This is a genomic window from Micromonospora sp. NPDC047756, from assembly GCF_055587245.1.
In genome coordinates this window covers 633,483-653,707 of sequence record NZ_JBVJGQ010000001.1, presented here as the reverse complement: position 1 = coordinate 653,707, position 20,225 = coordinate 633,483, and the positions used below count along the sequence as shown (strand labels likewise).

The window sequence follows — 20,225 nt, the reverse complement described above, 5'->3', positions numbered from 1 at the left end:
GTAGGTTAGCGGTCATGACCCCGCCACCAACCGCCGCTCCGGCGCTGCCCGCCCCCGTCGCCGCTCCCGTCGCCATCGACAGTCGTCGGACGCGGGACCCCGGCACCGGCCGGCGGACACACCCGGCGACCGGTGGCGCGCTGGTGTTGGTCGGGATGCTGCTGGTCGCGCTCAACCTGCGCGCCGTGGTGACGAGCCTCGGCGCACTGCTCGACGAGGTCCGCGACGGGCTGGGCCTCTCCGGCGTCACCGCCGGCCTGGTCACCACCCTGCCGACCATCGCGTTCGCCGGCCTCGGCGCGCTCACCCCGTGGCTGGTCCGCCGGGTCGCGCCGGCCCGGGTGCTGGTGGTCGCCATGCTCGCCCTCGCCGTCGGCCAGGTGCTCCGGGTCGCCACCGACTCCGCCGTGATCTTCGTGCTTACCAGCGCGCTGGCGCTGTCCGGCATCGCGGTCGCCAACATCCTGCTGCCGATGCTGGTCAAGCAGCACTTCCCGCACCGCACCGGCCTGGTCACCGGCGCGTACACGATGGCGTTGACGGTGGGCACGACGGTGGCCGCCGCCTCCGCGGTGCCGATCGCGCACGCCTTCGGGTCCTGGCGGGCCGGGCTCGGCGTGTGGGCCGCGATGGCCGCGGTGGCCGTACTCCCGTGGGTGCCGCTGGCGCTGCGGACCCGCGCCGCGGCGCGGCGGGGGACCCCGACGGCGACCGCCGCCGGGCCCACGCGGATCCGGCCGGCGCGGACCCGGCTCGGTTGGGCGATGGCCGTCTACTTCGGGGCGCAGTCGCTCAGCGGGTACGCGATCATGGGCTGGTTGGCCCAGCTGTTCCGGGACGCCGGCTACCAGCCGGAGTCGGCCGGGCTGCTGCTCGCCGGAGTGACCGCGCTCGGCGTGCCGATCGCGCTGCTGATGCCCACCCTGGCCGGTCGGCTCGGCAACCTTCGGCCGCTGGTGCTCGGGCTCACCACCGCGTCCGCACTGGCCTACCTGGGGTTGGCGCTCGCACCGCACGGCGCCGCGCTGCTCTGGGTCGCACTCCTGGCGATCGGGCAGGGCGCGTTCCCGATGATCCTGACCGCCATCGGCCTACGCGCCCGCACCGCCGAGGGCACCGTCGCGCTCTCCGCGTTCGCGCAGAGCACCGGGTACGTGATCGCCGCCCTCGGCCCGCTGATGGTCGGCATCCTCTACGAGGCCACCGGTGGCTGGACCGCGCCGATCGGGTTCCTGCTGGGTGCCCTGGCCGTGCAGACGACGGCGGGCATGGCGATCGCCCGTCCCCGTTACGTCGAGGACGAGTGACGTACGCCGACGGTCAGGAGGAAGCCGGCGTCGGTTCGCCAGCGACTGCCTCATCCACCGTCGGGTAGGTGTGCAGCACCTCGACCAGCCCGCTCACCTCAAGGATGCGCAGCACGCCGCGCTGCGGGGCGGCCAGCCGGACCACGCCGCCAGCCTCGTCGCAGCTGTTCTTGGCGCGGACGAAGACCGACAGACCGGTCGAGTCGCAGAACGAGACGTCCGCCAGGTCGAACACCAGCCGGTTGCGGCCCTTGTCGAGCAGGTCGGTGATCTGGTCCTGCAGCTGCGGTGCGGTGGCCATGTCCAGCTCGCCCGCGACCGCCACGACGACCACGTCGCCGCGTTGTTCCGTGTGCACCGTCAACGACATTCGCCAGACCTCCTGTTATCGGGGGAACGGTATCCCACCACCACGACCGGAGGTAGAACGGGAGCCGTGATCCGGTGGCCATCGTCATTCCGTTGCTACGGGGCAAGTAGTTGATCAGACCCCGGTGATAGAGTCCGCCCGGTCCAGGTCAAGGGGGTTCGAAATGGCGTTGAGCACCGAAGAAAGTGGTCGGCTCGCCGCGCTGCTCAGCGGGCAGGACGAACGGGTCACGACTCGGTGGACCGAGATCGTCACCAGTTCGTTGCGGGGCCGGCTGAGCCAGGCGGAGCTGCGCCGGCAGGTCCAGGATCTGCACCGCGCCATCGTCACCACCAGCGAGCAGGGCAGCATCGACCTGTCCGCCGACAGTGCCGCCGAACTGCGCGCCGCGCTCTCCGAGCTGTCCCGTGGCCGGGCCCGGCAGGGCTTCTCCGCCACCGAGACCTCGATCAGCGTCTTCGCGCTGAAGGACGTACTGGCCGAGCTGGTGCAGGAGGCCGGCGGCCCGGAGGCACTGCGGGACTACGTCGCCTTCTCGAAGTTGATCGACGAGATGGGCCTGTTCACCTTCGAGAGCTTCGTCCGTACCCGGGAGAGCCTGATCGCCGACCAGGCCGAGCAGTTGCTCGAGCTCTCCACGCCGGTGGTCAAGCTCTGGGAGGGCGTCGTCGCCGTGCCGCTGGTCGGCACCCTGGACTCGGCCCGGGCCCAGGTGGTCATGGAGCGCCTGCTGCAGACCCTCGTCGACACCGGCTCGCCGTACGCGATCATCGACATCACCGGCGTGCCGGCGGTGGACACCCAGGTCGCCCAGCACATCCTCAAGACCGTGGTGGCCGCCCGACTGATGGGTGCCGACTGCATCATCTCGGGCATCCGGCCGCAGATCGCGCAGACCATCGTGGCGCTCGGCATCGAGTTCGGTGACATCGCCACCAAGGCCAGCCTCGCCGACGCGCTGCGCCACGTGCTGCGGCTCACCGGGGTGGAGACCGCCCGCCGCCAGCCGCGCCGGGGCCTCTGATGGAACGCGTACCGATCCTCAAGATCGGCGACATCCTGCTCGTCTCCATCCAGCTCGACATGTCCGACCAGACGGCGGTCCAGCTCCAGGAGGACCTGGCCGAGCGGATCGTGGAGACCGGCTGCCACGGCGTCATCATCGACATCACCGCGCTGGACATCGTCGACTCCTTCGTGGGGCGGATGCTCTCCGCCATCGCGTCGATCTCCAAGGTGCTCGACGCCGAGACGGTGGTGGTCGGGATGCGTCCGGCCGTCGCCATCACCCTTGTCGAACTCGGGTTGTCGCTGAACGGCATCCGTACCGCGCTGAACGTCGAGCGTGGCATGGAGCTGATCGCGACCGCCCACGCCGACGAGCTCGACCACCAGCTCGACGACGATCCGGACGCCGAGACGGCCACGCTGTGACCGCGGGCGTCGACCTGGGCCAGCCACAGGCGCAGTCGGTCCGCAGCGATGAGGACGTGGTGCGCGTCCGGCAGTTGGTCCGCGCCGTGGCGGTGGCCAGCAAGCTGTCCCTCGTCGACCAGACCAAGGTGGTCACCGCGGCCAGCGAGCTGGCCCGCAACACCCTGGTGTACGGCGGCGGCGGTTCGGTCGAGGTGACGGTCGTGGACAACGGCCGGCGCAAGGGCGTGCAGATCGTGTTCGCCGACTCCGGGCCGGGCATCGCCGACCTCGACCTGGCCATGACCGACGGCTACACCAGCGGCGGCGGCCTCGGCCTCGGCCTCAGTGGGTCGCGACGCCTGGTCGACGAGTTCCAGATCGAGACGTCAGCGGAGACCGGTACGCGGATCACGGTCACCAAGTGGTCCAGGTGAACGCCGACGCAGTCACCGACAGTGGCATCTGGTTCCGAGTGGAGGCCAGCAGCGCCGCGAGTGCCGTCCGGCGTGCCGCCGAACGCCTCGGCGCGCAGGTGGAGATGGGCGAGGCGCGCATCGCCGACCTGGCCATCGTCGCCGCCGAGCTGACCAGCAACCTGGTCAAGCACGCCGAGGACGGTGTCCTGCTGCTCCGACCGGTGCGCCGGGCCGGGCAGGCCGGCGTGGAGCTGGTGGCGATCGACTCCGGGCCCGGCATGGCCGACCTGACCGTCTCGTCCCGGGACGGGCACTCCACCGCCGGCACACTCGGCATCGGTCTGGGTGCCATCGTCCGGCAGGCCAGCTGGTTCGACGGATACTCGCTGCCCGGCCGGGGCACGGTCCTCGCCGTGCAGGTCTGGCCGGCGGCGGTACGGCCGTCCCCGTCCTGGGCGGGCGCTCTCACCCGACCGCTGACCGGCGAGACGGTGAGCGGCGACGGGTACGCGGTCCGGGTCGCCGACGGGCGGCACCAGGTGCTGGTCAGCGACGGGTTGGGGCACGGCCCGCTGGCCGGGGCCGCCACCGATGCGGCGCTGGCCGCGTTCCGCAACGCCCCGGCCGGTCCACCGGCGACGGTCGTCGGTCACCTGCACCGCAGCATGTCGCACACCCGCGGTGCCGCGCTCGCGGTCGCCGAGTTGGCGCCCGAGACCGGGGTGCTGCACTACGCCGGCCTGGGCAACATCTCCGGCGTGGTCGTCGATGCCGAGGACAAGCGTCGCGGGTTGGTCTCGCTGCCCGGCATCGCCGGGCACCAGCGGCCGACGATCCGGGAGTACGCGTACCCGTTCGGTCCGGGCGCCCGACTGGTCATGCACAGCGACGGGGTGGCCGACCGGTGGCGGTTGGCCGACTACCCGGGCCTGTTGGAGAAGTCACCACTGGTGATGGCGGCGACGCTGCTGCGTGACGCGGGTGTGCGGCGCGACGACGCCTGCGTCCTTGTCGCAAGGTCCTGGGCATGACCAGCGAACCTACGGCGCAGCCGCTGCTGCAGATGGCGCTGCGGGTCGAGCAGGACATCTTCGTGATCCGCCAGCGGGGGCGCGAGGTCGCCGCGGTGGTCGGCCTCGAACACCAGGACCAGGTGCGGATCGCCACCGCGCTCAGCGAGGTCGCCCGGGATCTGCTGCGGACGACCGGGGGAGCGGACGTCTCCTTCCACGTCGACGCGGCCGCCGACGGCCGCTTCCACCTGCGCGCCGACCTGGCCCCGGTGTCCCCGCTGCCGGACGACCGCTACCAACCGCAGTCCGGTGCGGTGTCCCGTCTGGTCGACACACTGAGCGTGTGGACCTCCGAGGGGGTTACGGTCGTACGGATGTCCCGACGAGTCCCGGCCAACGCGCCGATACCCACCCCGGAGCGGCTCGCCGAGTTCCGCACCGAACTCGGCCGCACCGCGCCGGGCAGTGCGCTGGACGAGTTGACGGTGCAGAACGGGCAGCTCATCGCCGCGCTCGACGAGGTGCGCAGTCAGCGCGACGAGTTGGCCGTGCTCAACGAGGAGCTGGCCGAGACCAACCGCGGTGTGCTGGCGCTCTACAACCAGCTCACCGAGGAGTTGGAGGAGACCAACCGGGGTGTCGTCGCCCTCTACGCCGAGTTGGACGAGAAGTCGGCCCAGCTCCGCGCGGCGAGTGAGTCGAAGAGCCGGTTCCTGGCCAACGTGAGCCACGAGCTGCGCGCTCCGGTCACCGCGATCATCGGCCTGGGACGGCTGCTCACCGACTCCGCCTCCGACCCGCTCACCGAGGAGCAGGGCCGCCAGGTCGACCTGATCCGATCGTCGGCGGCGGACCTGCTCAACCTGGTCAACGAACTGCTCGACCTGGCCAAGGCGGAGTCCGGCCGGATCGAGCCGGACCTGACCGACGTCGACCTGCGGCCGGTCTTCGGTCAACTCCGCGGCACCCTGCGCGCGCTGGCCACCCGCCCGGAGGTGGAGCTCGTCGTGGAGGAGCCGACCGGGCCGGCACTGCTGCGCACCGACGAGGTGCTGCTCGGCCAGGTGCTGCGCAACCTGCTGCACAACGGCTTGAAGTTCACCGAGCACGGCGAGGTGCGGCTGCGGGCCAGCCGACACGGCGATCGTTGGCAGTTCGAGGTCAGCGACACCGGGCCGGGCATCGCTCCGGAGCTGCACGACCGGATCTTCGAGGAGTTCTACCAGATCCCCGGCACCACCCGGGTCGGCGGCACCGGCCTCGGTCTGCCGTACGCCCGACGGCTGGTGACGCTGCTCGGCGGGTCACTGGAGCTGACCAGCGCGCAGGGCGAAGGCAGCACGTTCACCGTCTCCCTGCCCACAGGCGGGGCGTGACGGCGTGGACGGCATGCCGACAACCATCCTGGTGGTCGACGACAGTCGTACCAAGCGTTACCTGCTGGTCAGCTGGCTGACCCGGGCCGGGTTCACGGTGCAGGAGGCCGAGAACGGCGCCGAGGCGTTGGCCCGGGTCGAGGCGGACGGGATCGACCTGGTGGTCCTCGACGTCCGGCTGCCCGACCTGAGCGGCTACGAGGTCTGCGAACAGATCAAGATGCGACACCCGGCGATGCCGGTGATCCACGTGTCGGCGCACGCCGTGGACGTGTCCGACCGCGCCCAGGGGCTGACCCGGGGCGCTGACGCGTACCTGACCGAGCCGATCGAGCCCGAGGAGCTGATCGCCACCACCCGGGCGGTGCTGCGCTACTACCAGGCGCGGCAGCGTGCCGAACTGCTCGCCGAGCGGCTGCTCGGGTTGGCCGACACGACGGTCGCGGTGCACGCCGCGCCGACCTTCGCGCGCCTGCTGGAAGCCGCCGCCGAGGGCGCCGCCCAGATCTTCCGGAGCCCGGCGGCGGTGATCGCCGAAACCTTCGACGGTGACTGCCTCGCGGGCGTCTGCGCCGGGCCCGGCACGGCGGCCACCGTGGTGCCGTGGGTCGTCGACGACACCGGGGTGCCCACCGGCGCCACGGTGCGGGTGGAGGCCCCGGAGAGCTGGGCTCTCGTCGACTGGCCGGCGGGCGACACCGTGACAGTCGCCGCCGCCCGGCTGCGCGAGGACCGGGCCCCGCTGTACGTGGTGGTGCCGACCGCCACCCAGACCGCCCAGACCCCGGTCCTCAAGCAACTGGCCCAGGCGGTGGCAGCGGCCGTGGAGGGGCAGCGCTCGTTCGACGAGGAGCACCGGATCGCTGTAACCCTCCAACGCAGCCTGCTCCCGCGCGGGCTGCCCACAGTGGCCGGCCTGGACCTCGCGGTGCGCTACGAGCCGGCCAGCGCGCAGACCGAGGTAGGCGGGGACTTCTACGAACTGGTGATGCTCGACGGTCACCTGCTGCTCGCGATCGGGGACGTCGCCGGCCACTCGCTGCACGCGGCGACGGTGATGGCCGAGCTGCGGCACGCGGTGCGGGCGTACGCGGTCGAGGGCCACCAGCCCGGCGAGATCCTGCACCGCGTCAACGAGCTGATGCGGACACTGCTGCCGAACGAGTTGGCGACGCTCTGCGTGCTGCTGCTGCACCCGCCGACCGGACGGGTCCGGCTGGCCAGTGCCGGGCACCTTCCACCGCTGCTGATCACGGACGGCAAGGTCGACTTCGTGCAGCATTCCGCGCCGCTGCTCGGCGTCCGCGCCCCGCGCCCGGCCGACCTGGAGTTCGTGGTGCCGGCCGGGGCCACGCTGGTCTTCTACACCGACGGGCTGATCGAGCGACGGGACGCCACCATCGACGAGGGGCTGGCTGCACTGGCCGGGGTCGCCGCGACCGTCGACGGTGACCTGGACCAGTTCTGCGCCCGCCTGCTGGTGGAACTGGCCCCACCGGAGATCCAGGACGACGTCGCCGTGGTCGTCCTGCGGCGTCGCTGATCGGTCAGCTCCGGCAGCTTCCCGGTCTTCTCAGCGCACCGAGCGGGCGTACGCGGCAGGGGAGACCCCGGCCACGGCGGTGAAGTCACGGACCAGGTGGGCCTGGTCGCTGTAGCCGAGGTCGGCGGCGAGATCGGCCCAGCTCAGCGGGCCACCGGTGGCCTGTTCGACCGCCTCCTGGAGCCGGTAGCGGCGGATCACCCACTTCGGCCCGACCCCCACGTACTCGATGAACAGCCGCTGCAACCGGCGGACCGGAACGTCGTGCCGCGCGGCGAAGTCGTCGACGCGCAGCACCGTGCGGTCGGTACGGATCGCCTCAGCCAGTCGGACGGCCTCCTCGGCCAGCGGGTCCGGCTCCGGCTGCCAGGCGGTGAGGAGGGCGTCCAGCGCCCGGCAGCGCTCATCGTCGCCGGCCGCCGAGGTGGGGGACGTGCCCGCGCCCACCGGGACGTCCGGGTGGGTCAACCGGCCGACGGGCAGCGGCACCCGACGGCCGGTCAGTTCACCGACCGGCCGCCGCCAGAACGGGTGAAAGCCGCCGGGGCGGAACTGCACCCCGGACACCCGGCCGGTGCCGTTGAGCGTGACCCGGAACAGGTCGCGGCCCACCCCGGCCACCTCGCCGGACTCCGGCCCGTCGTCGTCGCGTCGGAACACCACGTTCACCGCCGGGTGCGGCACGACCCGCTGCTCGAACGGCGCGCTCAACGCCCAGTCGATCAACCAGTAGTGCTCGACCCACGGGCGCAGCGACTCCGCCGGCAGGTGTCGGCGGAAGCGCATCTCGCGCAGCAGGCGCCCGGGGTCGAGAATTCCCCGACTGTCGCCACGCGCTCGCTGTCGCATTTGTTCAAGACCACCCTCATACGCTGGCCCTATGTCCACTCAGACTAGCGAGCTGCTGGCGGCCGCCGCGCCGCGCACCGTCGATGTCGTACGGGGTGTCTCCGACGACCAACTGGACCTGCCCACCCCGTGCAGCGACTATCTGGTCCGTGATCTGCTCAACCACCTCTTCCAGGTGGTGGTCAACTTTCAGGACCTGGCCGAGAAGCGGCAGGTGGAGTGGGCCGACAAGCCCGATCACCTGGGCGACGGCTGGCGGGACCGCTTCGAGGCGGAGACCGGCCGGTTGGTGACCGCCTGGTCGGATCCGTCCACTCTGGAGGGTGTGTCACCGGGCATGGGCATGCCGCAACCCGTCATCGGCGGCATGGCTCTGCTGGACCTGACCGTGCACGGTTGGGATCTCGCGGTCGCCACCGGCCAGCCGTACCAGCCAGCCCCGGAGGTGGTGGCCGAGCTGCACGCGCTGGTGGAGCAGTTGGGTTCGACCGCCCGAAAGATGGGCGTCTTCGCCGACCCGCCCCCTGGTCTGGCACCGGCCGGGCCACCCAACCCAACCCCCGACCTGGCCCACCTCCTCACCCAGACCGGCCGCACCCCCACCTGGCCCCAAACCCCCTAACCCCCACCCCCACCCCCACCCCCGTTCCCGTTCCCGTTCCCGTTCCCGTTGATCATGAAGTTATTGCCCACGTTCTCGGCGTGTCGGCGCAATAACTTCATGATCAACGGGGTGGGGGGGTGGGTGGGGGGGTGGGTGGGGTGGGTGGGGGTGGGGGTGGGGGTTGTTGACTTGGGTATTCGCTGGGTGAATAGTGGGCGGGGTGTCCACGCCGCATGTTCTGCTCGGGTTGCTCGCTGGGGGCAGCCGGCACGGATATGAGCTGAAGCGTGCGCACGACGAGCGGCTGCCGCGGGCGCGGCCGCTGGCCTTCGGGCAGGTCTACGCCACTCTCGGCCGCCTCGAACGGGACGGGCTGGTGGCTGCCGCCGGCCAGGACCGGGTGGCCGGGCCGGATCGCACGGCGTACGAGCTGACCGGCCAAGGGCGGGACGCGCTGGACCAGTGGTTGTCCACAGTGGAAGCGCCGATGCCGTACGTGGCCAGCACGCTCTTCGCCAAGGTCGTGGTGGCGCTGCTGGTCGCCGATGCGGACCGGGCCCGGTCGTACCTGATCGCCCAGCGGGCCGCGCACACCGCACGGCTGCGTGAGTTGACCGCGGTCAAGGGCGAACCGGCCGCCACCCTCAGCGACGTGGTCGCGGCCGATTTCGCGATCGCCCACCTCGACGCGGATCTGCGGTGGCTGCACGCCACCCTGGGCCGGGTCGCCGACTGGCACCGGGAGGTGCATCCGTGACGCAACTCCAGGCTCGCGGCGTGGTTCGGGCGTACGGCCCGACGCCCGCACTGCGCGGCGTGACGCTCGACCTGGCCGAGGGCGAGATCGTCGCCGTCACCGGGCCGAGCGGCTGCGGCAAGTCGACACTGCTGCACTGCCTGGCCGGGATTCTCCGGCCGGACGCCGGCGAGGTCAGCTGGCGTGGGCAGCGCATCGACACCTGGTCGGAGGCGGCCCGGTCCCGGCTGCGGCGCACCGAGTTCGGGGTGCTGTTCCAGTTCGGCCAGTTGGTGGCCGAGTTGACCGCCGCCGAGAACGTCGCACTTCCTCTGCTCCTTGCCGGCACGGGGCGGCGAGAGGCACGGACGGCGGCGCTGACCTGGCTGGAACGGTTCGGGGTGGCCGAGGTGGCCGACGTGCGGCCGGGTGAGATGTCGGGGGGTCAGCAGCAACGCTGCGCGACGGCTCGGGCGCTGGTGACCGAACCTCGGGTCCTCTTCGCGGACGAGCCGACCGGCGCACTGGACACGCTCACCGGCGAACAGGTCCTCACCCAACTGGTCCGGCTCGCTCGCGAGCAGCGCACCGCCGTCGTGCTGGTCACCCACGAGCCGCGGATCGCCGCGTACGCGGATCGGGAGATCGTGCTGCGTGACGGCCTGGTGGACCACACCGGCCTGGGGCTCGACGTGCCGCTGGCCGGCGGCGCCCGGTGAGGCCGACGACGCTGCTCCGCCTCGCGCTCGCCGGCACCCGCACCGACACCGCCCGGGTGGTGCTCACCGCGCTCAGCGCCCTGCTGGCCACCCTGGCCGGGCTCGCAGCGCTCACCGTGCTGGCCATCGAGAAACCCGTTGGCGACGCCTGGGAGCAGTCCGAGCAGTACCGCAACGCGTTGCTGCGGGAGCCCGGGTTGCGTGGCGGCACGGCGTTCGCGCTGCTGATGCTGATGGTCCCGGTGCTGGCGCTGGCCGGTCAGTGCGCCCGGCTCGGCGCGCCGGCCCGGGACCGCCGGTTGGCCGCGCTCCGGTTGGCCGGCGCCACTCCCGGGCAGGTCACCCGGTTGGTGGTGTTGGAGACCGGCGTGGCCGCGCTGCTCGGCACGCTCGTCGGGCTGGGTGTCCACCTGGTCGGCCGCGACCTGCTGCACCGTCCGGACGCGCAAGGTCGACTGGCCCTGCCCACCGACGTGCTGCCGTCGACCGGCGCGCTGGCCGGCGTGGTGCTCGGTCTGCCGGTCGTGGCGGCGCTGGCCACCGCCCTGATGCTGCGTACGGTCACCACCAGCCCGCTCGGGGTGAGTCGTAAGGCCGCCCGCGAGCGTGGTCCGGGCCCGTGGGCCGGGCTCCTGATCGGGTCCGGCGTGGTCTCGTTCGCGCTGATCCGCCCGGTGGTCTACCGGGTCGCCGACGGGCAGGCGGCGAGCCGACTGGTGCCACTGCTGTTCGCGGTGGGCGCGCTCGCGGCGATGATCGGAGTGGTGATCGGCACGGGCTGGCTGTCGTATCACTGCGGGCGGTTGTTACGTCGGCACGCCCGCAGGCCGGCTGCTCTGCTCGCGGCGGGCCGGCTGATGGCCGATCCGTGGGCGGGAAGCCGCACGTTCGCGGCGCTGCTCGCCGCCCTGATCTTCGGCGCGGGCGCGGCGGCCCAGCGCGCCTACTTCGCCACGAAGGACCAGATCGAGCGGGAGCAGAGCCGGCTCGCCGGGGCGGACGGTGGCGCGAACCCCTTCTACCTGTCGACGATGGATCTTGTCGACGGTGCGATCGCCGTGGCCATCCTGATCGCGACGGGCGGCCTGATCGTCGCGCTGGTCGAGGGGATCGTCGCCCGACGCCGCGCCTACGCCGCGTTGGTCGCCACCGGGGTGCCCCGCGCCACGCTTGGCCGGTCGGTGGCCTGGCAGGCGCTGGTGCCGGCCGTGCCGGCGATCCTGCTCGCGCTCACCGTGGGCACGCTGCTCGGCCGAGGGCTCGTCGCCGAGGTGTCGGAGGGCGGCGGGTCGACGTTGGTCTGTGATGCCCCGGCCGCGCTCTGCGACGACCCTGCCACCCGGGACCAGTACTCCCGGATCGTGTACTTCCCCGCGGTGCAGCGAGCCGTTCCCGTACCGCTGGAGCACCTGGCGTGGCTCGGTGCCGGCGCCCTGGCGGCGGTGCTGGTGACGGTCGGTGTCGGCCTGCTCTTCCTGCGGGCCAGCACCGCGTTGGACGAGCTACGGACGACCTGATCCGGACGCTCCCGCCGGCCGGCCTGACCCGCGCGGTCGGGTCAGGCGGCGAGCAGCCCGGAGGAGAGTGCGATCAAGGTGCCGACCACGGCCGAGCAACAGCAGACCAGCAGGCCGGCGACCACCGCGAGGATCAGCCAGACCCGACGGTCCCGCGCCACGGCCGCCACGCTCGGTCGGCGGGTGTCCTCGGCGGCTTCGCCGTCACTATCCGTAGCCCCGGTCACTCCCGGAAGTCTAGGCCGCGACATCCGCAGCGACCCGGAAAGGCCGAGCGGCCCCTGCGTGACCCGGCCAGGATCGCGCCCGATCGTCGGAGTGCGTCTCCCCGGGGACGCCGAGGGGACCACTCCCACCACCGGGCGCGATCACGCCGACCCGACGGGTCAGGCGTGGCCGATGCGGTCCAGGATCCAGGCGTTGATGAACGCCTCCTCGCGCCACGAGTCGTAGCGACCGCTCGGGCCGCCGTGCCCGGCGCCCATCTCGGTCTTCAGCAGGTAGTCGCCGCCCGGGGCGACCGCGCGCAGCCGGGCGATCCACTTCGCCGGCTCCGAGTAGAGCACCCGGGTGTCGTTGAGGCTGGTCACCGCGAGGATCGCGGGATAGTCCACGGCGGCCACGTTCTCGTACGGGGTGTAGGACTTCATGTACGCGTACACCTCGGGGTCGTCGAGGGGGTTGCCCCACTCCTCCCACTCGGTGACCGTCAGCGGCAGCGACGGGTCGAGGATCGACGTGAGCGCGTCCACGAACGGCACCTGCGCCACGATCCCGGCGAACGCGTCCGGAGCGAGGTTGGCCACCGCGCCCATCAGCAGGCCCCCGGCCGACGCGCCCCGGGCGACGAGCCGGTCGCTGGCCGTCCAGCCAGCCTTGACGAGGTGCTGCGCGCACGCCACGAAGTCGGTGAAGGTGTTCTTCTTGGCCAGCAGCTTGCCCTGGTCGTACCACCGCCGGCCCAGCTCGCCGCCGCCCCGGGTGTGCGCCACCGCGAAGACCACGCCCCGGTCCAACAGGGACAGCCGGGCCACCGAGAACCACGGGTCCATGCTGGCCTCGTAGGAGCCGTAGCCGTACAGCTCGCAGGGGGCCGAGCCGTCCCGGGGGGTGCCGACGCGGCAGACCAGTGAGATCGGCACCCGGGTGCCGTCGTCGGCGAGTGCCCAGTCACGGTGCTGCTCGTACTCGGCCGGGTCGTACGGTCGCCCGTCCGGACCGGGCAGCACCGGCTTCTGCTTGAGCAGCACCATCTGCCGGGTGACCAGGTCGTAGTCGTACACCGAGTCGGGGGTGATCAGCGAGGAGTAGCGCAGCCGGACCTGACCGGTGCGGTACTCCGGGTTGGCGTCCAACCCGACGCTGTAGAGCGGCTCGGGGAAGTCGATGTCGTACCCGTCGTCACTGCCCACCGGCAGCACCCGCAGCCCGGTGAGCCCGTCGGTGCGCAGCGACACCACCAGGTGGTTGGCGAAGGCGTCGACGGCCTCCAGCCGGGTGCCGGGGTTGTGCTCGATCAGCGGCACCCAGTCGCCCGGTACGTCCGCCGAGGTGAACGCCAGCGCGAAGTCCTCCGCGCCGTCGTTGTGCAGGATCAGGAAACGGTGGCCGTGGTGCTCCACCGTGTATTCGACGCCCTGTCGGCGAGGGGCGATCACGGCCGGCGCGCCGGTCGGGTTGCCGGCGGGGATCACCAGCACCTCGCTGGTCACCTTGCTGTGCACGTCGACGAGGATGAACTTCTCCGACCGGGTCAGCTCCACCCCGACCCAGAACCGCTCGTCGTCCTCCTGGTGGACCACCACGTCGTCGGCGGCGGCAGAGCCGATGGTGTGCCGCCAGACCCGGTTCGGCCGCCAGGCGTCGTCCACCGTCACGTAGAACAGCACCGAGGCGTCCGACGACCAGGCGGTGCCGTAGAACGTGTCCGGCACCTCGTCCGGCAGCAGCTCGCCGGTGGTCAGGTCCTTCACGCGCAGGGTGAACCGCTCGTCACCGGAGAAGTCGGTGGAGTAGGCCAGCCAGCGGCCGTCCGGGCTGACGTCGAACGCGCCGAGCGAGAAGAAGTCGTGCCCCTCTGCCAGCAGGTTGCCGTCGAGCAGCACCTCCTCGCCGTCGAGCGGGGCGCCGTCCGCGCTGACCGGCGGGTCGGTCTCGCCGTCGCGGACCGCCCGGCGACACTGCACTCCGTACTGTTGTCCCTCGACCGTCCGGGTGTAGTACCAGTGCCCGCCCTTGCGGGTCGGCACCGACAGGTCGGTCTCCTGGGTGCGGCGGCGAGTCTCCTCGAACAGGTCGGCCCGCAGATCGGCCAGGTGCGCGGTGCGCGCGTCGGTGTACTCGTTCTCGGCGGTCAGGTAGGCGATCGTCTCCGGGTCGTCCTTGGCGGCGAGCCAGGCGTACTCGTCGACGACGGTGTCGCCGTGGTGGGTGCGCTCGCTGGGCACCCGCTTCGCCGCGGGCGGGGCAGTCTCGGTGGTCACGGCGGCCACGTTACCGGCCGGCAGCCGCAGCGCGCCGGACCAGCGGCATCCCGATACTCGCCACCACGACTTTAGAACACATGTACGATGGCCGGCATGGCGGCAGCAGCAAGTTCCCTCGGCCGGTCCGGAGCCCTCGAGATCACCCGGCGGTTGGCGGCGATCTGCGGTCCACCGTTCTCCCGGCTGGCCGGGCCCGCCGACGAGGTGGCGGGGCGGCCGGCGCGTTGGGTCGCCGTCCCGGGCGGCCCGCACGCCGCGGCCGAGGTGTTGCGGCTGGCCGCCGTGCACGATCTGGCGGTGGTGCCCCGAGGCGCGGGCACGAAGATCGACTGGGGGGCCGCCCCCGTTCAGGTCGACATCCTGCTCGACACCGGCCGGCTGGCCGGCATCGGTCACCAGCCGGTCGACTCGCTGGTGACCGACGTGGGTGCCGGCACTCCACTGCGGGCGGTGCAGGCCACCCTGGAGCGCACCGGGCAGCGGCTCGCGATGGACGCCCCCTCACCCGGTGCGACGCTGGGCGGGGTGCTCGCCGCCGGCGAGGCCGGCCCGCTGCGCCACCGCCACGGCAGCCCCTGCGACCAACTGCTCGGTGTGCGTTACCTCGCCGCCGACGGCGAGCTGATCAGCGTCGGAGGCGGTGCGCCCGGCCTCGACCTGGCCCGCCTGCTCTGCGGCTCCCAGGGCGCGCTCGGCGTGCTGGTGTCGGCGAGCCTGCGGGTGCAGCCGGTGCCGGCGAGCAGGCTCTGGGTTTCCCGCCCGGTGTGGACGCCGTTGGAGGTGCACGACCTGGTCCGGACGATCCTCGCCGCTCGGCTGGAGCCGTCGGCCATCGAGCTGGACCTGCCCGGAGGCACCCCCCGCCCCCGCACGCCGTACCCGCCCGGTCACCCGGCGGCCACCGCCCGGGAACGCCACCCGTCGATGTCCGGCCGGGCCGGCGCCCCGTCCCGGGCCGGCAGCCTGGTGGTGCTGCTGGAGGGCGGTCCCGCCGACGTCACCGAGCGTGCCGAGCGGCTGGTCGGCCTGCTGCACGGGGAGGCGACGATCGCCCACTCCGCGCCGACGTGGTGGCGTCGCTACCCGTTCGCGCCCGGTGACACGGCGCTGCGACTGGAGGTGCCGATCGGCGACCTGCACGCCGCCGTCTACGCGCTGCGCGACGCGGCCGGAGCGCCGGTGCCGGTGCGCGGGTCCGCCGGGCTGGGCGTGGTGCACGCGGCACTGCCCGGGGCGCTGCCAGCCGACCGGGTGGCGTCCATCCTGGCCGCCGTCAGAGGGGTGTTGTTGGCCCGGCAGGGTCGCTGCGTGGTGGTCTCCGCTCCGGCGGCGGTCCGCCAGGCGGTCGACCTCTGGGGCGAGCTGGCCGGCCTGGCCCAGTTGCGGGCCGCGAAGCGGCACCTGGATCCGGAGCACCGGCTCGCACCCGGCCGGCTCCCCGGCGGCCTGTGAGCCCCGGCCGGCTTCCCGGTGGCCGGTGAGCCCCGGCCGGCTTCCCGGTGGCCGGTGAGCCCCGGCCGGCTCCCCGGCGGCCTGCGCGGCCGGGCCGGCAGCGGGTCAGTCCATCCACCACCGGTGCATGTCCAGCAGCGGCGGGGTGAGCCGGGCCACCATTACCAGCAGGCCGCCCACCGCGCCGGCCAGCAGCAGTGACCGGGTCACCCGGGGCAGAACCGCGCGCTCCCGGGCGACCACCGCCCCCGCGACGATCGCCAACGGCAGCCCGAGCACCGCACCCGTCAGGTAGAGCACCGCCACCACGGGGTGGAGCACACCGAAGAAGGCGATGTCCTTCGGGTCGTACGCGCCGGTCAGCATCTCGGCCGGGCCGACGCCGGCGCTGGTCATCCGCCCGACGTAGAGCAGCAGCACGGCGAGGAACCCGCCGATGGTCGCGAACTGCGCGGCGATCAGGGCCCGAACCATCGGCCGGGAGTACGACGTGACCTGCGCGACGCTCGTCATGGCCGTCAATCTACCGAGCGGCCCCGAGAACGGGGGGCCGGAGCGGCGGTCAGGTCGCGTCGTTACGGAGCACCAGGACGGCGATGTCGTCCCGGGGCGGCTCGACCGAGAAGTTGATCGCTGCGGCGCGCAGCCGGGCGGCCACCACGTCGGCCGAATATCCGGCCAGGGGTGCGGCGGCGTCCCGCAGTCGGTCGGTGCCGAACAGTTCCCGGCCGCGCCTCCGCTCGGTGACGCCATCGGTGTAGAAGATCAGCGAGTCGCCCGGTGCGAGCGTGATCTCCGCCGTCGGCGAGGTGATCGTGTCGAGCAGGCCGAGTGCGGTGCCCCCGGTGCCGACGAACCCGGCGCCGCCCGCCGCGGCCAGCAGCACCGGCCGGTCGTGCCCGGCGAGGTGCAGCGAGACGTCCAACCGGTCACCCTCACCCGGCCCGACCGCTGCCAGCGCCAGCGTGCAGTAGCGGCCGCCACCGCGCTCGACAAGTGTCTCGTTGAGCCGTGCCAGCGCCTCCGGTAACGGTTTGCCGTCGCCGACCAGCACTCGGATCACGTCCCGGACCAGCCCGGTCACCGCGGCGGCCTGGACACCCTTGCCCGAGACGTCACCGATCACCACCAGCCAGCGCCCGTCGGGCAGCGGCACCACGTCGTAGAAGTCGCCACCCACCTCGGCGTCGTCGCCGGTCGGGACGTACTCGGCGGCGAAACCGATCCCGTCCACCAACGGCAGCACCGGCGGCAGCAGAGACTGCTGGAGCGTCTGCGCCACCCGACGGCGTTCGGCGTGGATCCGGGCGTTCTCGATGGCCAGCGCGGCCCGTCGGGCCACGTCCTCCAGCACGGCCACCTCGTCCGGGTCGTGCCGGTGCCGCTGGTGCCGCCCCACCGCCAGGGTTCCGAGTCGCTGCCCACGGGCGATCAGCGGAACGGCGAAACCCTCCATCGGCCCGCCCAGGGGGATCTGCGCCGCGCTGCGGGACGCCTCGCGGAGGCGGGCCTGGACCGAGTCCGGACCGGTCTCGGCCAGCACCTTGTGCAACTGCGGAAGCATCGACTCGTCGGCGTGGCTGGCCGCCGCCAGCCGGAGCCGACCCCACTCGTCGGTGGTGTGCACGGCGCACCACTGACCGAGTCGCGGCACCACCAGTTGCGGCACGAGCGCCATGGTCAGGTCGACGTCGAGCGACTGGGCCAGCAGTTCGCTCGCCTCGGCCAGGAAGGTCAGCCACACCTGCCGGCGGACGTCGGCCCGGCGCAGCCGGTCGTTCTCCAGGTGCAGCGACAGCCGCTCGGCGGTGAGCACCGCCAAGGGCTGGGCGTACGCCGACGGCGCGGCGTCCAACTCCAACTCCCCGGCGTAGGGGCGGTGCACGGTCAGTGGCACCCGGAGCAGTTCGCTGCCGGGGCGGGGTGGCCGACCGAAGCGGGCCAGCACCTGGCGGCCCTGCCCGTCGCCGCGGTCCAGGCGGATGGTGCCGCCGGCCGCGCCCACCATCTCGGCGACCCGGTTGAGCAGGCTGGTGGCGAAGTCGGGCAACGGGTCGTCCCCGTACAGGTCGGGAGCGGTCTGCATGAGTTCGCTCATCGCGCTGGCGCTCGGCGCGGACCCGTCGGTGCTCGTCCGGGGCCCGACGTTGGCCGGTGTCGAATCGCTGATGGTCCCACCGGCGGGCAGGTCGGCACCGGGGCGGTCCAGTCGGAACCAGACGCCCTTCCCGGTGGGCAGGTAGGTGGTGCCCCAGCGGCTGGCGAAGTGGTCGACGAGCAACAGGCCCCGGCCCCGCACGGAGACCTCGTTGATCTCGGCGGAGTCGTTGCGGTCGCCGACGGTCAGCTCGTCGCCGGAACCGGGGGCGAAGTCGGAGACGGTGACGGTCAGCCCGATCTCGTCCGCAACGACCTCGATGTCCAGTTCGGTGCGGGCGTGCTCGACGGCGTTGGTGGTCAGCTCGGTGGTGAGCAGCAGCGCCTCGTTGGCCAGTTCGTCGAGGTGTGACTCGGTCAACACCGAGCGGACCACGGCGCGGGCGGCCGCGGGTGTGCGCCGGTCGGCGGGCAGCCGGACACGCCGGACGGCCCCGTCCTGGGCCCCGGCCGTCGCGGGCCCAACCTCGCCTGACACCCCCGTATCCTCCACCGTCGCCCTGCCGGCTGCCAAGCCGATCAACGATCCGGCACTGTCGCGTCGCTCAGCGGTCCCGCCGGCGGCACTGGGGTCGGACGCGTCGAAACGATCGGCGCGGGAGCCGGGCGAGGTTTGCGGCGCGGCGTGCCGGCTCGACGCCGATCGGGCGGGTCGACGGGGCGATCGATGCCATCTGGCGGGTCGCGCACCCTGGCACCACGGCGCGCGCGGGCACAATATGGGGTGCCGGTGTGTCCGCACGGATCGGCGCCCCCCGAGTTGAGCGAGGAATGATGACCACGTCTAAGCAGTCGGTGGCGGATCCGTCCGCGCTCGACAACGAGGCGCTCCTCGGTGAGTTGACCGAGGCACTGCGACGGATCGGGCGGGGCGACCTGAAGGTCCGGCTTCCCCGCCGGGCCGGCGCGGCCGGTGAGGTGGCGGACGCCTTCAACGAGGTGGTCTCGCTCCAGGAGCGGCAGTATCTGGACCTGCGGCGGATCAGCCGGATCGTCGGTCGCGACGGCCGGCTCACCGAGCGGCTCGACGACGAGGGGCTGGACGGCTCCTGGGCGGAGGGGCAGCGGGCGATCAACTCGCTGATCGACGACCTGGGTCGACCGACCACGGAGATCGCCCGGGTGATCGTGGCGGTCGCCGATGGTGACCTGTCCCAGCACATGGCGTTGGAGATCGACGGTCGGCCGCTGCGCGGTGAGTACCTGCGCATCGGGCGCACCGTGAACACGATGGTGGACCAGCTCTCGTCGTTCTCCAACGAGGTGACCCGAGTGGCCCGTGAGGTGGGCACCGAGGGCAAGTTGGGTGGCCAGGCCGACGTGCGGGGCGTCGCCGGCACCTGGAAGGACCTCACCGACTCGGTGAACACCATGGCGTCGAACCTGACCGGCCAGGTGCGGTCGATCTCGCAGGTGGCGACGGCGGTGGCCAAGGGTGACCTGTCGCAGAAGATCACCGTGAGCGCGCGTGGTGAGGTGGCCGAGCTGGCCGCCACGATGAACTACCTCACCGACACGCTGCGGCTCTTCGCCGAGCAGGTGACCCGGGTGGCCCGTGAGGTGGGCACCGAGGGCAAGTTGGGCGGCCAGGCCGAGGTGCCGAACGTGGCCGGCACCTGGAAGGACCTGACCGACAGCGTCAACTCGATGGCGTCGAACCTGACCGCCCAGGTCCGTAACATCGCGCAGGTCTCCACCGCGGTGGCGCGCGGTGACCTGTCGCAGAAGATCACGGTGGCGGCGCAGGGCGAGATCCTGGAGCTGAAGGACACCGTCAACACGATGGTGGACCAGTTGTCGTCGTTCGCCGACGAGGTGACCCGGGTGGCCCGTGAGGTGGGCATCGAGGGCAAGTTGGGCGGTCAGGCCCAGGTGCGCGGCGTCTCCGGCACCTGGCGTGACCTCACCGAGAACGTCAACCAGTTGGCCGGCAACCTGACCAGCCAGGTCCGCAACATCTCCCAGGTCTCCACCGCGGTGGCGAAGGGTGACCTGTCGCAGAAGATCACGGTGGACGCTCAGGGCGAGATCCTGGAGCTGAAGAACACCGTCAACACGATGGTCGACCAGTTGTCGTCGTTCGCCGACGAGGTGACCCGGGTGGCCCGTGAGGTGGGCACCGAGGGCAACCTGGGCGGTCAGGCGCAGGTGAAGGGCGTTTCCGGCACCTGGCGGGACCTGACCGACAACGTGAACTCGATGGCGTCGAACCTGACCAGCCAGGTCCGCAACATCGCCTCGGTGACCACCGCCGTGGCGAAGGG

19 protein-coding genes are annotated in these 20,225 nt (G+C 72.4%); 13 read left to right on the top strand and 6 right to left on the bottom strand.

Going from position 1 to position 20,225, the window contains the following annotated elements:
• Positions 1 to 14 precede the first annotated feature (14 nt).
• Positions 15 to 1,307, top strand: coding sequence for an MFS transporter (locus tag ACZ6NZ_RS03040; RefSeq protein ID WP_465855255.1), 1,293 nt, complete (start codon positions 15 to 17; stop codon positions 1,305 to 1,307).
• 13 nt (positions 1,308 to 1,320) lie between these two features.
• Here the strand turns inward: ACZ6NZ_RS03040 and ACZ6NZ_RS03035 are convergent, their stop codons facing one another.
• On the bottom strand, positions 1,321 to 1,677 hold the full coding sequence (locus tag ACZ6NZ_RS03035) for an STAS domain-containing protein (RefSeq protein ID WP_030332365.1): 357 nt from the start codon (positions 1,675 to 1,677) through the stop codon (positions 1,321 to 1,323).
• A gap of 163 nt (positions 1,678 to 1,840) precedes the next feature.
• Between ACZ6NZ_RS03035 and ACZ6NZ_RS03030 the strand changes: the two genes are divergently transcribed.
• Genes ACZ6NZ_RS03030 through ACZ6NZ_RS03005 form a run of 6 tightly spaced genes read left to right on the top strand, consistent with a single transcriptional unit; the run spans position 1,841 to position 7,441 of the window.
• Positions 1,841 to 2,701 (top strand): STAS domain-containing protein, encoded by an 861-nt coding sequence (locus tag ACZ6NZ_RS03030; protein WP_465855253.1) that lies wholly within the window; start codon positions 1,841 to 1,843, stop codon positions 2,699 to 2,701.
• Entirely contained in the window at positions 2,701 to 3,111 is a 411-nt protein-coding gene (locus ACZ6NZ_RS03025) for an STAS domain-containing protein (RefSeq protein WP_366605925.1), read from the top strand. The genes ACZ6NZ_RS03030 and ACZ6NZ_RS03025 overlap by 1 nt, the downstream gene beginning before the upstream one ends.
• Positions 3,108 to 3,527: an anti-sigma regulatory factor gene (locus tag ACZ6NZ_RS03020; protein WP_347664737.1), complete on the top strand. Its 420-nt coding sequence runs from the start codon at positions 3,108 to 3,110 to the stop codon at positions 3,525 to 3,527. Before ACZ6NZ_RS03025 ends, ACZ6NZ_RS03020 begins: the two co-directional genes overlap by 4 nt.
• A complete protein-coding gene (locus ACZ6NZ_RS03015) occupies positions 3,524 to 4,540 on the top strand; it encodes a SpoIIE family protein phosphatase (protein ID WP_465855250.1) in 1,017 nt (338 codons plus the stop codon). The genes ACZ6NZ_RS03020 and ACZ6NZ_RS03015 overlap by 4 nt, the downstream gene beginning before the upstream one ends.
• Positions 4,537 to 5,898, top strand: coding sequence for an ATP-binding protein (locus tag ACZ6NZ_RS03010; protein ID WP_465855248.1), 1,362 nt, complete (start codon positions 4,537 to 4,539; stop codon positions 5,896 to 5,898). The genes ACZ6NZ_RS03015 and ACZ6NZ_RS03010 overlap by 4 nt, the downstream gene beginning before the upstream one ends.
• Positions 5,899 to 5,911: 13 nt before the next feature.
• On the top strand, positions 5,912 to 7,441 hold the full coding sequence (locus tag ACZ6NZ_RS03005; RefSeq protein ID WP_465855246.1) for a SpoIIE family protein phosphatase: 1,530 nt from the start codon (positions 5,912 to 5,914) through the stop codon (positions 7,439 to 7,441).
• Positions 7,442 to 7,471: 30 nt separating this feature from the next.
• Here the strand turns inward: ACZ6NZ_RS03005 and ACZ6NZ_RS03000 are convergent, their stop codons facing one another.
• Positions 7,472 to 8,290 carry a DUF6597 domain-containing transcriptional factor gene (locus tag ACZ6NZ_RS03000; protein ID WP_465855244.1) on the bottom strand — a complete coding sequence of 273 codons (819 nt, stop codon included), beginning with the start codon at positions 8,288 to 8,290 and terminating at the stop codon, positions 7,472 to 7,474.
• 31 nt (positions 8,291 to 8,321) lie between these two features.
• Between ACZ6NZ_RS03000 and ACZ6NZ_RS02995 the strand changes: the two genes are divergently transcribed.
• The 4 genes from ACZ6NZ_RS02995 (at position 8,322) to ACZ6NZ_RS02980 (ending at position 11,866) form a co-directional block, all read left to right on the top strand.
• Positions 8,322 to 8,912: a TIGR03086 family metal-binding protein gene (locus tag ACZ6NZ_RS02995; protein WP_465855242.1), complete on the top strand. Its 591-nt coding sequence runs from the start codon at positions 8,322 to 8,324 to the stop codon at positions 8,910 to 8,912.
• Between the two features lie 202 nt (positions 8,913 to 9,114).
• Positions 9,115 to 9,651 (top strand): PadR family transcriptional regulator, encoded by a 537-nt coding sequence (locus ACZ6NZ_RS02990; protein ID WP_366605915.1) that lies wholly within the window; start codon positions 9,115 to 9,117, stop codon positions 9,649 to 9,651.
• Positions 9,648 to 10,349, top strand: coding sequence for an ABC transporter ATP-binding protein (locus ACZ6NZ_RS02985; protein ID WP_465855240.1), 702 nt, complete (start codon positions 9,648 to 9,650; stop codon positions 10,347 to 10,349). The genes ACZ6NZ_RS02990 and ACZ6NZ_RS02985 overlap by 4 nt, the downstream gene beginning before the upstream one ends.
• A complete protein-coding gene (locus tag ACZ6NZ_RS02980) occupies positions 10,346 to 11,866 on the top strand; it encodes an ABC transporter permease (protein WP_465855238.1) in 1,521 nt (506 codons plus the stop codon). Before ACZ6NZ_RS02985 ends, ACZ6NZ_RS02980 begins: the two co-directional genes overlap by 4 nt.
• A gap of 41 nt (positions 11,867 to 11,907) precedes the next feature.
• On the opposite strand, the gene ACZ6NZ_RS02975 is transcribed toward ACZ6NZ_RS02980, so the two are convergent.
• Together ACZ6NZ_RS02975 and ACZ6NZ_RS02970 are read right to left on the bottom strand one after the other, a co-directional pair.
• On the bottom strand, positions 11,908 to 12,093 hold the full coding sequence (locus tag ACZ6NZ_RS02975; RefSeq protein ID WP_465855236.1) for a hypothetical protein: 186 nt from the start codon (positions 12,091 to 12,093) through the stop codon (positions 11,908 to 11,910).
• Between the two features lie 159 nt (positions 12,094 to 12,252).
• Positions 12,253 to 14,349: a S9 family peptidase gene (locus ACZ6NZ_RS02970; RefSeq protein ID WP_465855234.1), complete on the bottom strand. Its 2,097-nt coding sequence runs from the start codon at positions 14,347 to 14,349 to the stop codon at positions 12,253 to 12,255.
• A 96-nt stretch (positions 14,350 to 14,445) separates the two neighbouring features.
• On the opposite strand from ACZ6NZ_RS02970, the gene ACZ6NZ_RS02965 reads away from it, so the two are divergent.
• Positions 14,446 to 15,804: an FAD-binding oxidoreductase gene (locus ACZ6NZ_RS02965; RefSeq protein WP_465855232.1), complete on the top strand. Its 1,359-nt coding sequence runs from the start codon at positions 14,446 to 14,448 to the stop codon at positions 15,802 to 15,804.
• 105 nt (positions 15,805 to 15,909) lie between these two features.
• Here ACZ6NZ_RS02965 and ACZ6NZ_RS02960 read toward each other — a convergent pair whose 3' ends face one another.
• Positions 15,910 to 16,317 (bottom strand): hypothetical protein, encoded by a 408-nt coding sequence (locus ACZ6NZ_RS02960; protein ID WP_366605907.1) that lies wholly within the window; start codon positions 16,315 to 16,317, stop codon positions 15,910 to 15,912.
• 49 nt (positions 16,318 to 16,366) lie between these two features.
• Positions 16,367 to 18,439 carry a SpoIIE family protein phosphatase gene (locus ACZ6NZ_RS02955; RefSeq protein ID WP_465855230.1) on the bottom strand — a complete coding sequence of 691 codons (2,073 nt, stop codon included), beginning with the start codon at positions 18,437 to 18,439 and terminating at the stop codon, positions 16,367 to 16,369.
• Positions 18,440 to 18,732: 293 nt separating this feature from the next.
• Here ACZ6NZ_RS02955 and ACZ6NZ_RS02950 point away from each other — a divergent pair.
• Positions 18,733 to 20,225 (top strand): HAMP domain-containing protein (locus ACZ6NZ_RS02950; RefSeq protein ID WP_465855228.1); only part of this gene is annotated, 1,493 nt, incomplete at its 3' end.

Bases quoted from the DNA above. Each gene is read 5' to 3' on its own strand.
- ACZ6NZ_RS03040 (WP_465855255.1), top strand. From the start codon at position 15: ATGACCCCGCCACCAACCGCCGCTCCGGCGCTGCCCGCCCCCGTCGCC.
- ACZ6NZ_RS03035 (WP_030332365.1), bottom strand. From the start codon at position 1,677: ATGTCGTTGACGGTGCACACGGAACAACGCGGCGACGTGGTCGTCGTG.
- ACZ6NZ_RS03030 (WP_465855253.1), top strand. From the start codon at position 1,841: ATGGCGTTGAGCACCGAAGAAAGTGGTCGGCTCGCCGCGCTGCTCAGC.
- ACZ6NZ_RS03025 (WP_366605925.1), top strand. From the start codon at position 2,701: ATGGAACGCGTACCGATCCTCAAGATCGGCGACATCCTGCTCGTCTCC.
- ACZ6NZ_RS03010 (WP_465855248.1), top strand. From the start codon at position 4,537: ATGACCAGCGAACCTACGGCGCAGCCGCTGCTGCAGATGGCGCTGCGG.
- ACZ6NZ_RS03005 (WP_465855246.1), top strand. From the start codon at position 5,912: ATGCCGACAACCATCCTGGTGGTCGACGACAGTCGTACCAAGCGTTAC.
- ACZ6NZ_RS03000 (WP_465855244.1), bottom strand. From the start codon at position 8,290: ATGCGACAGCGAGCGCGTGGCGACAGTCGGGGAATTCTCGACCCCGGG.
- ACZ6NZ_RS02995 (WP_465855242.1), top strand. From the start codon at position 8,322: ATGTCCACTCAGACTAGCGAGCTGCTGGCGGCCGCCGCGCCGCGCACC.
- ACZ6NZ_RS02965 (WP_465855232.1), top strand. From the start codon at position 14,446: ATGGCGGCAGCAGCAAGTTCCCTCGGCCGGTCCGGAGCCCTCGAGATC.
- ACZ6NZ_RS02960 (WP_366605907.1), bottom strand. From the start codon at position 16,317: ATGACGAGCGTCGCGCAGGTCACGTCGTACTCCCGGCCGATGGTTCGG.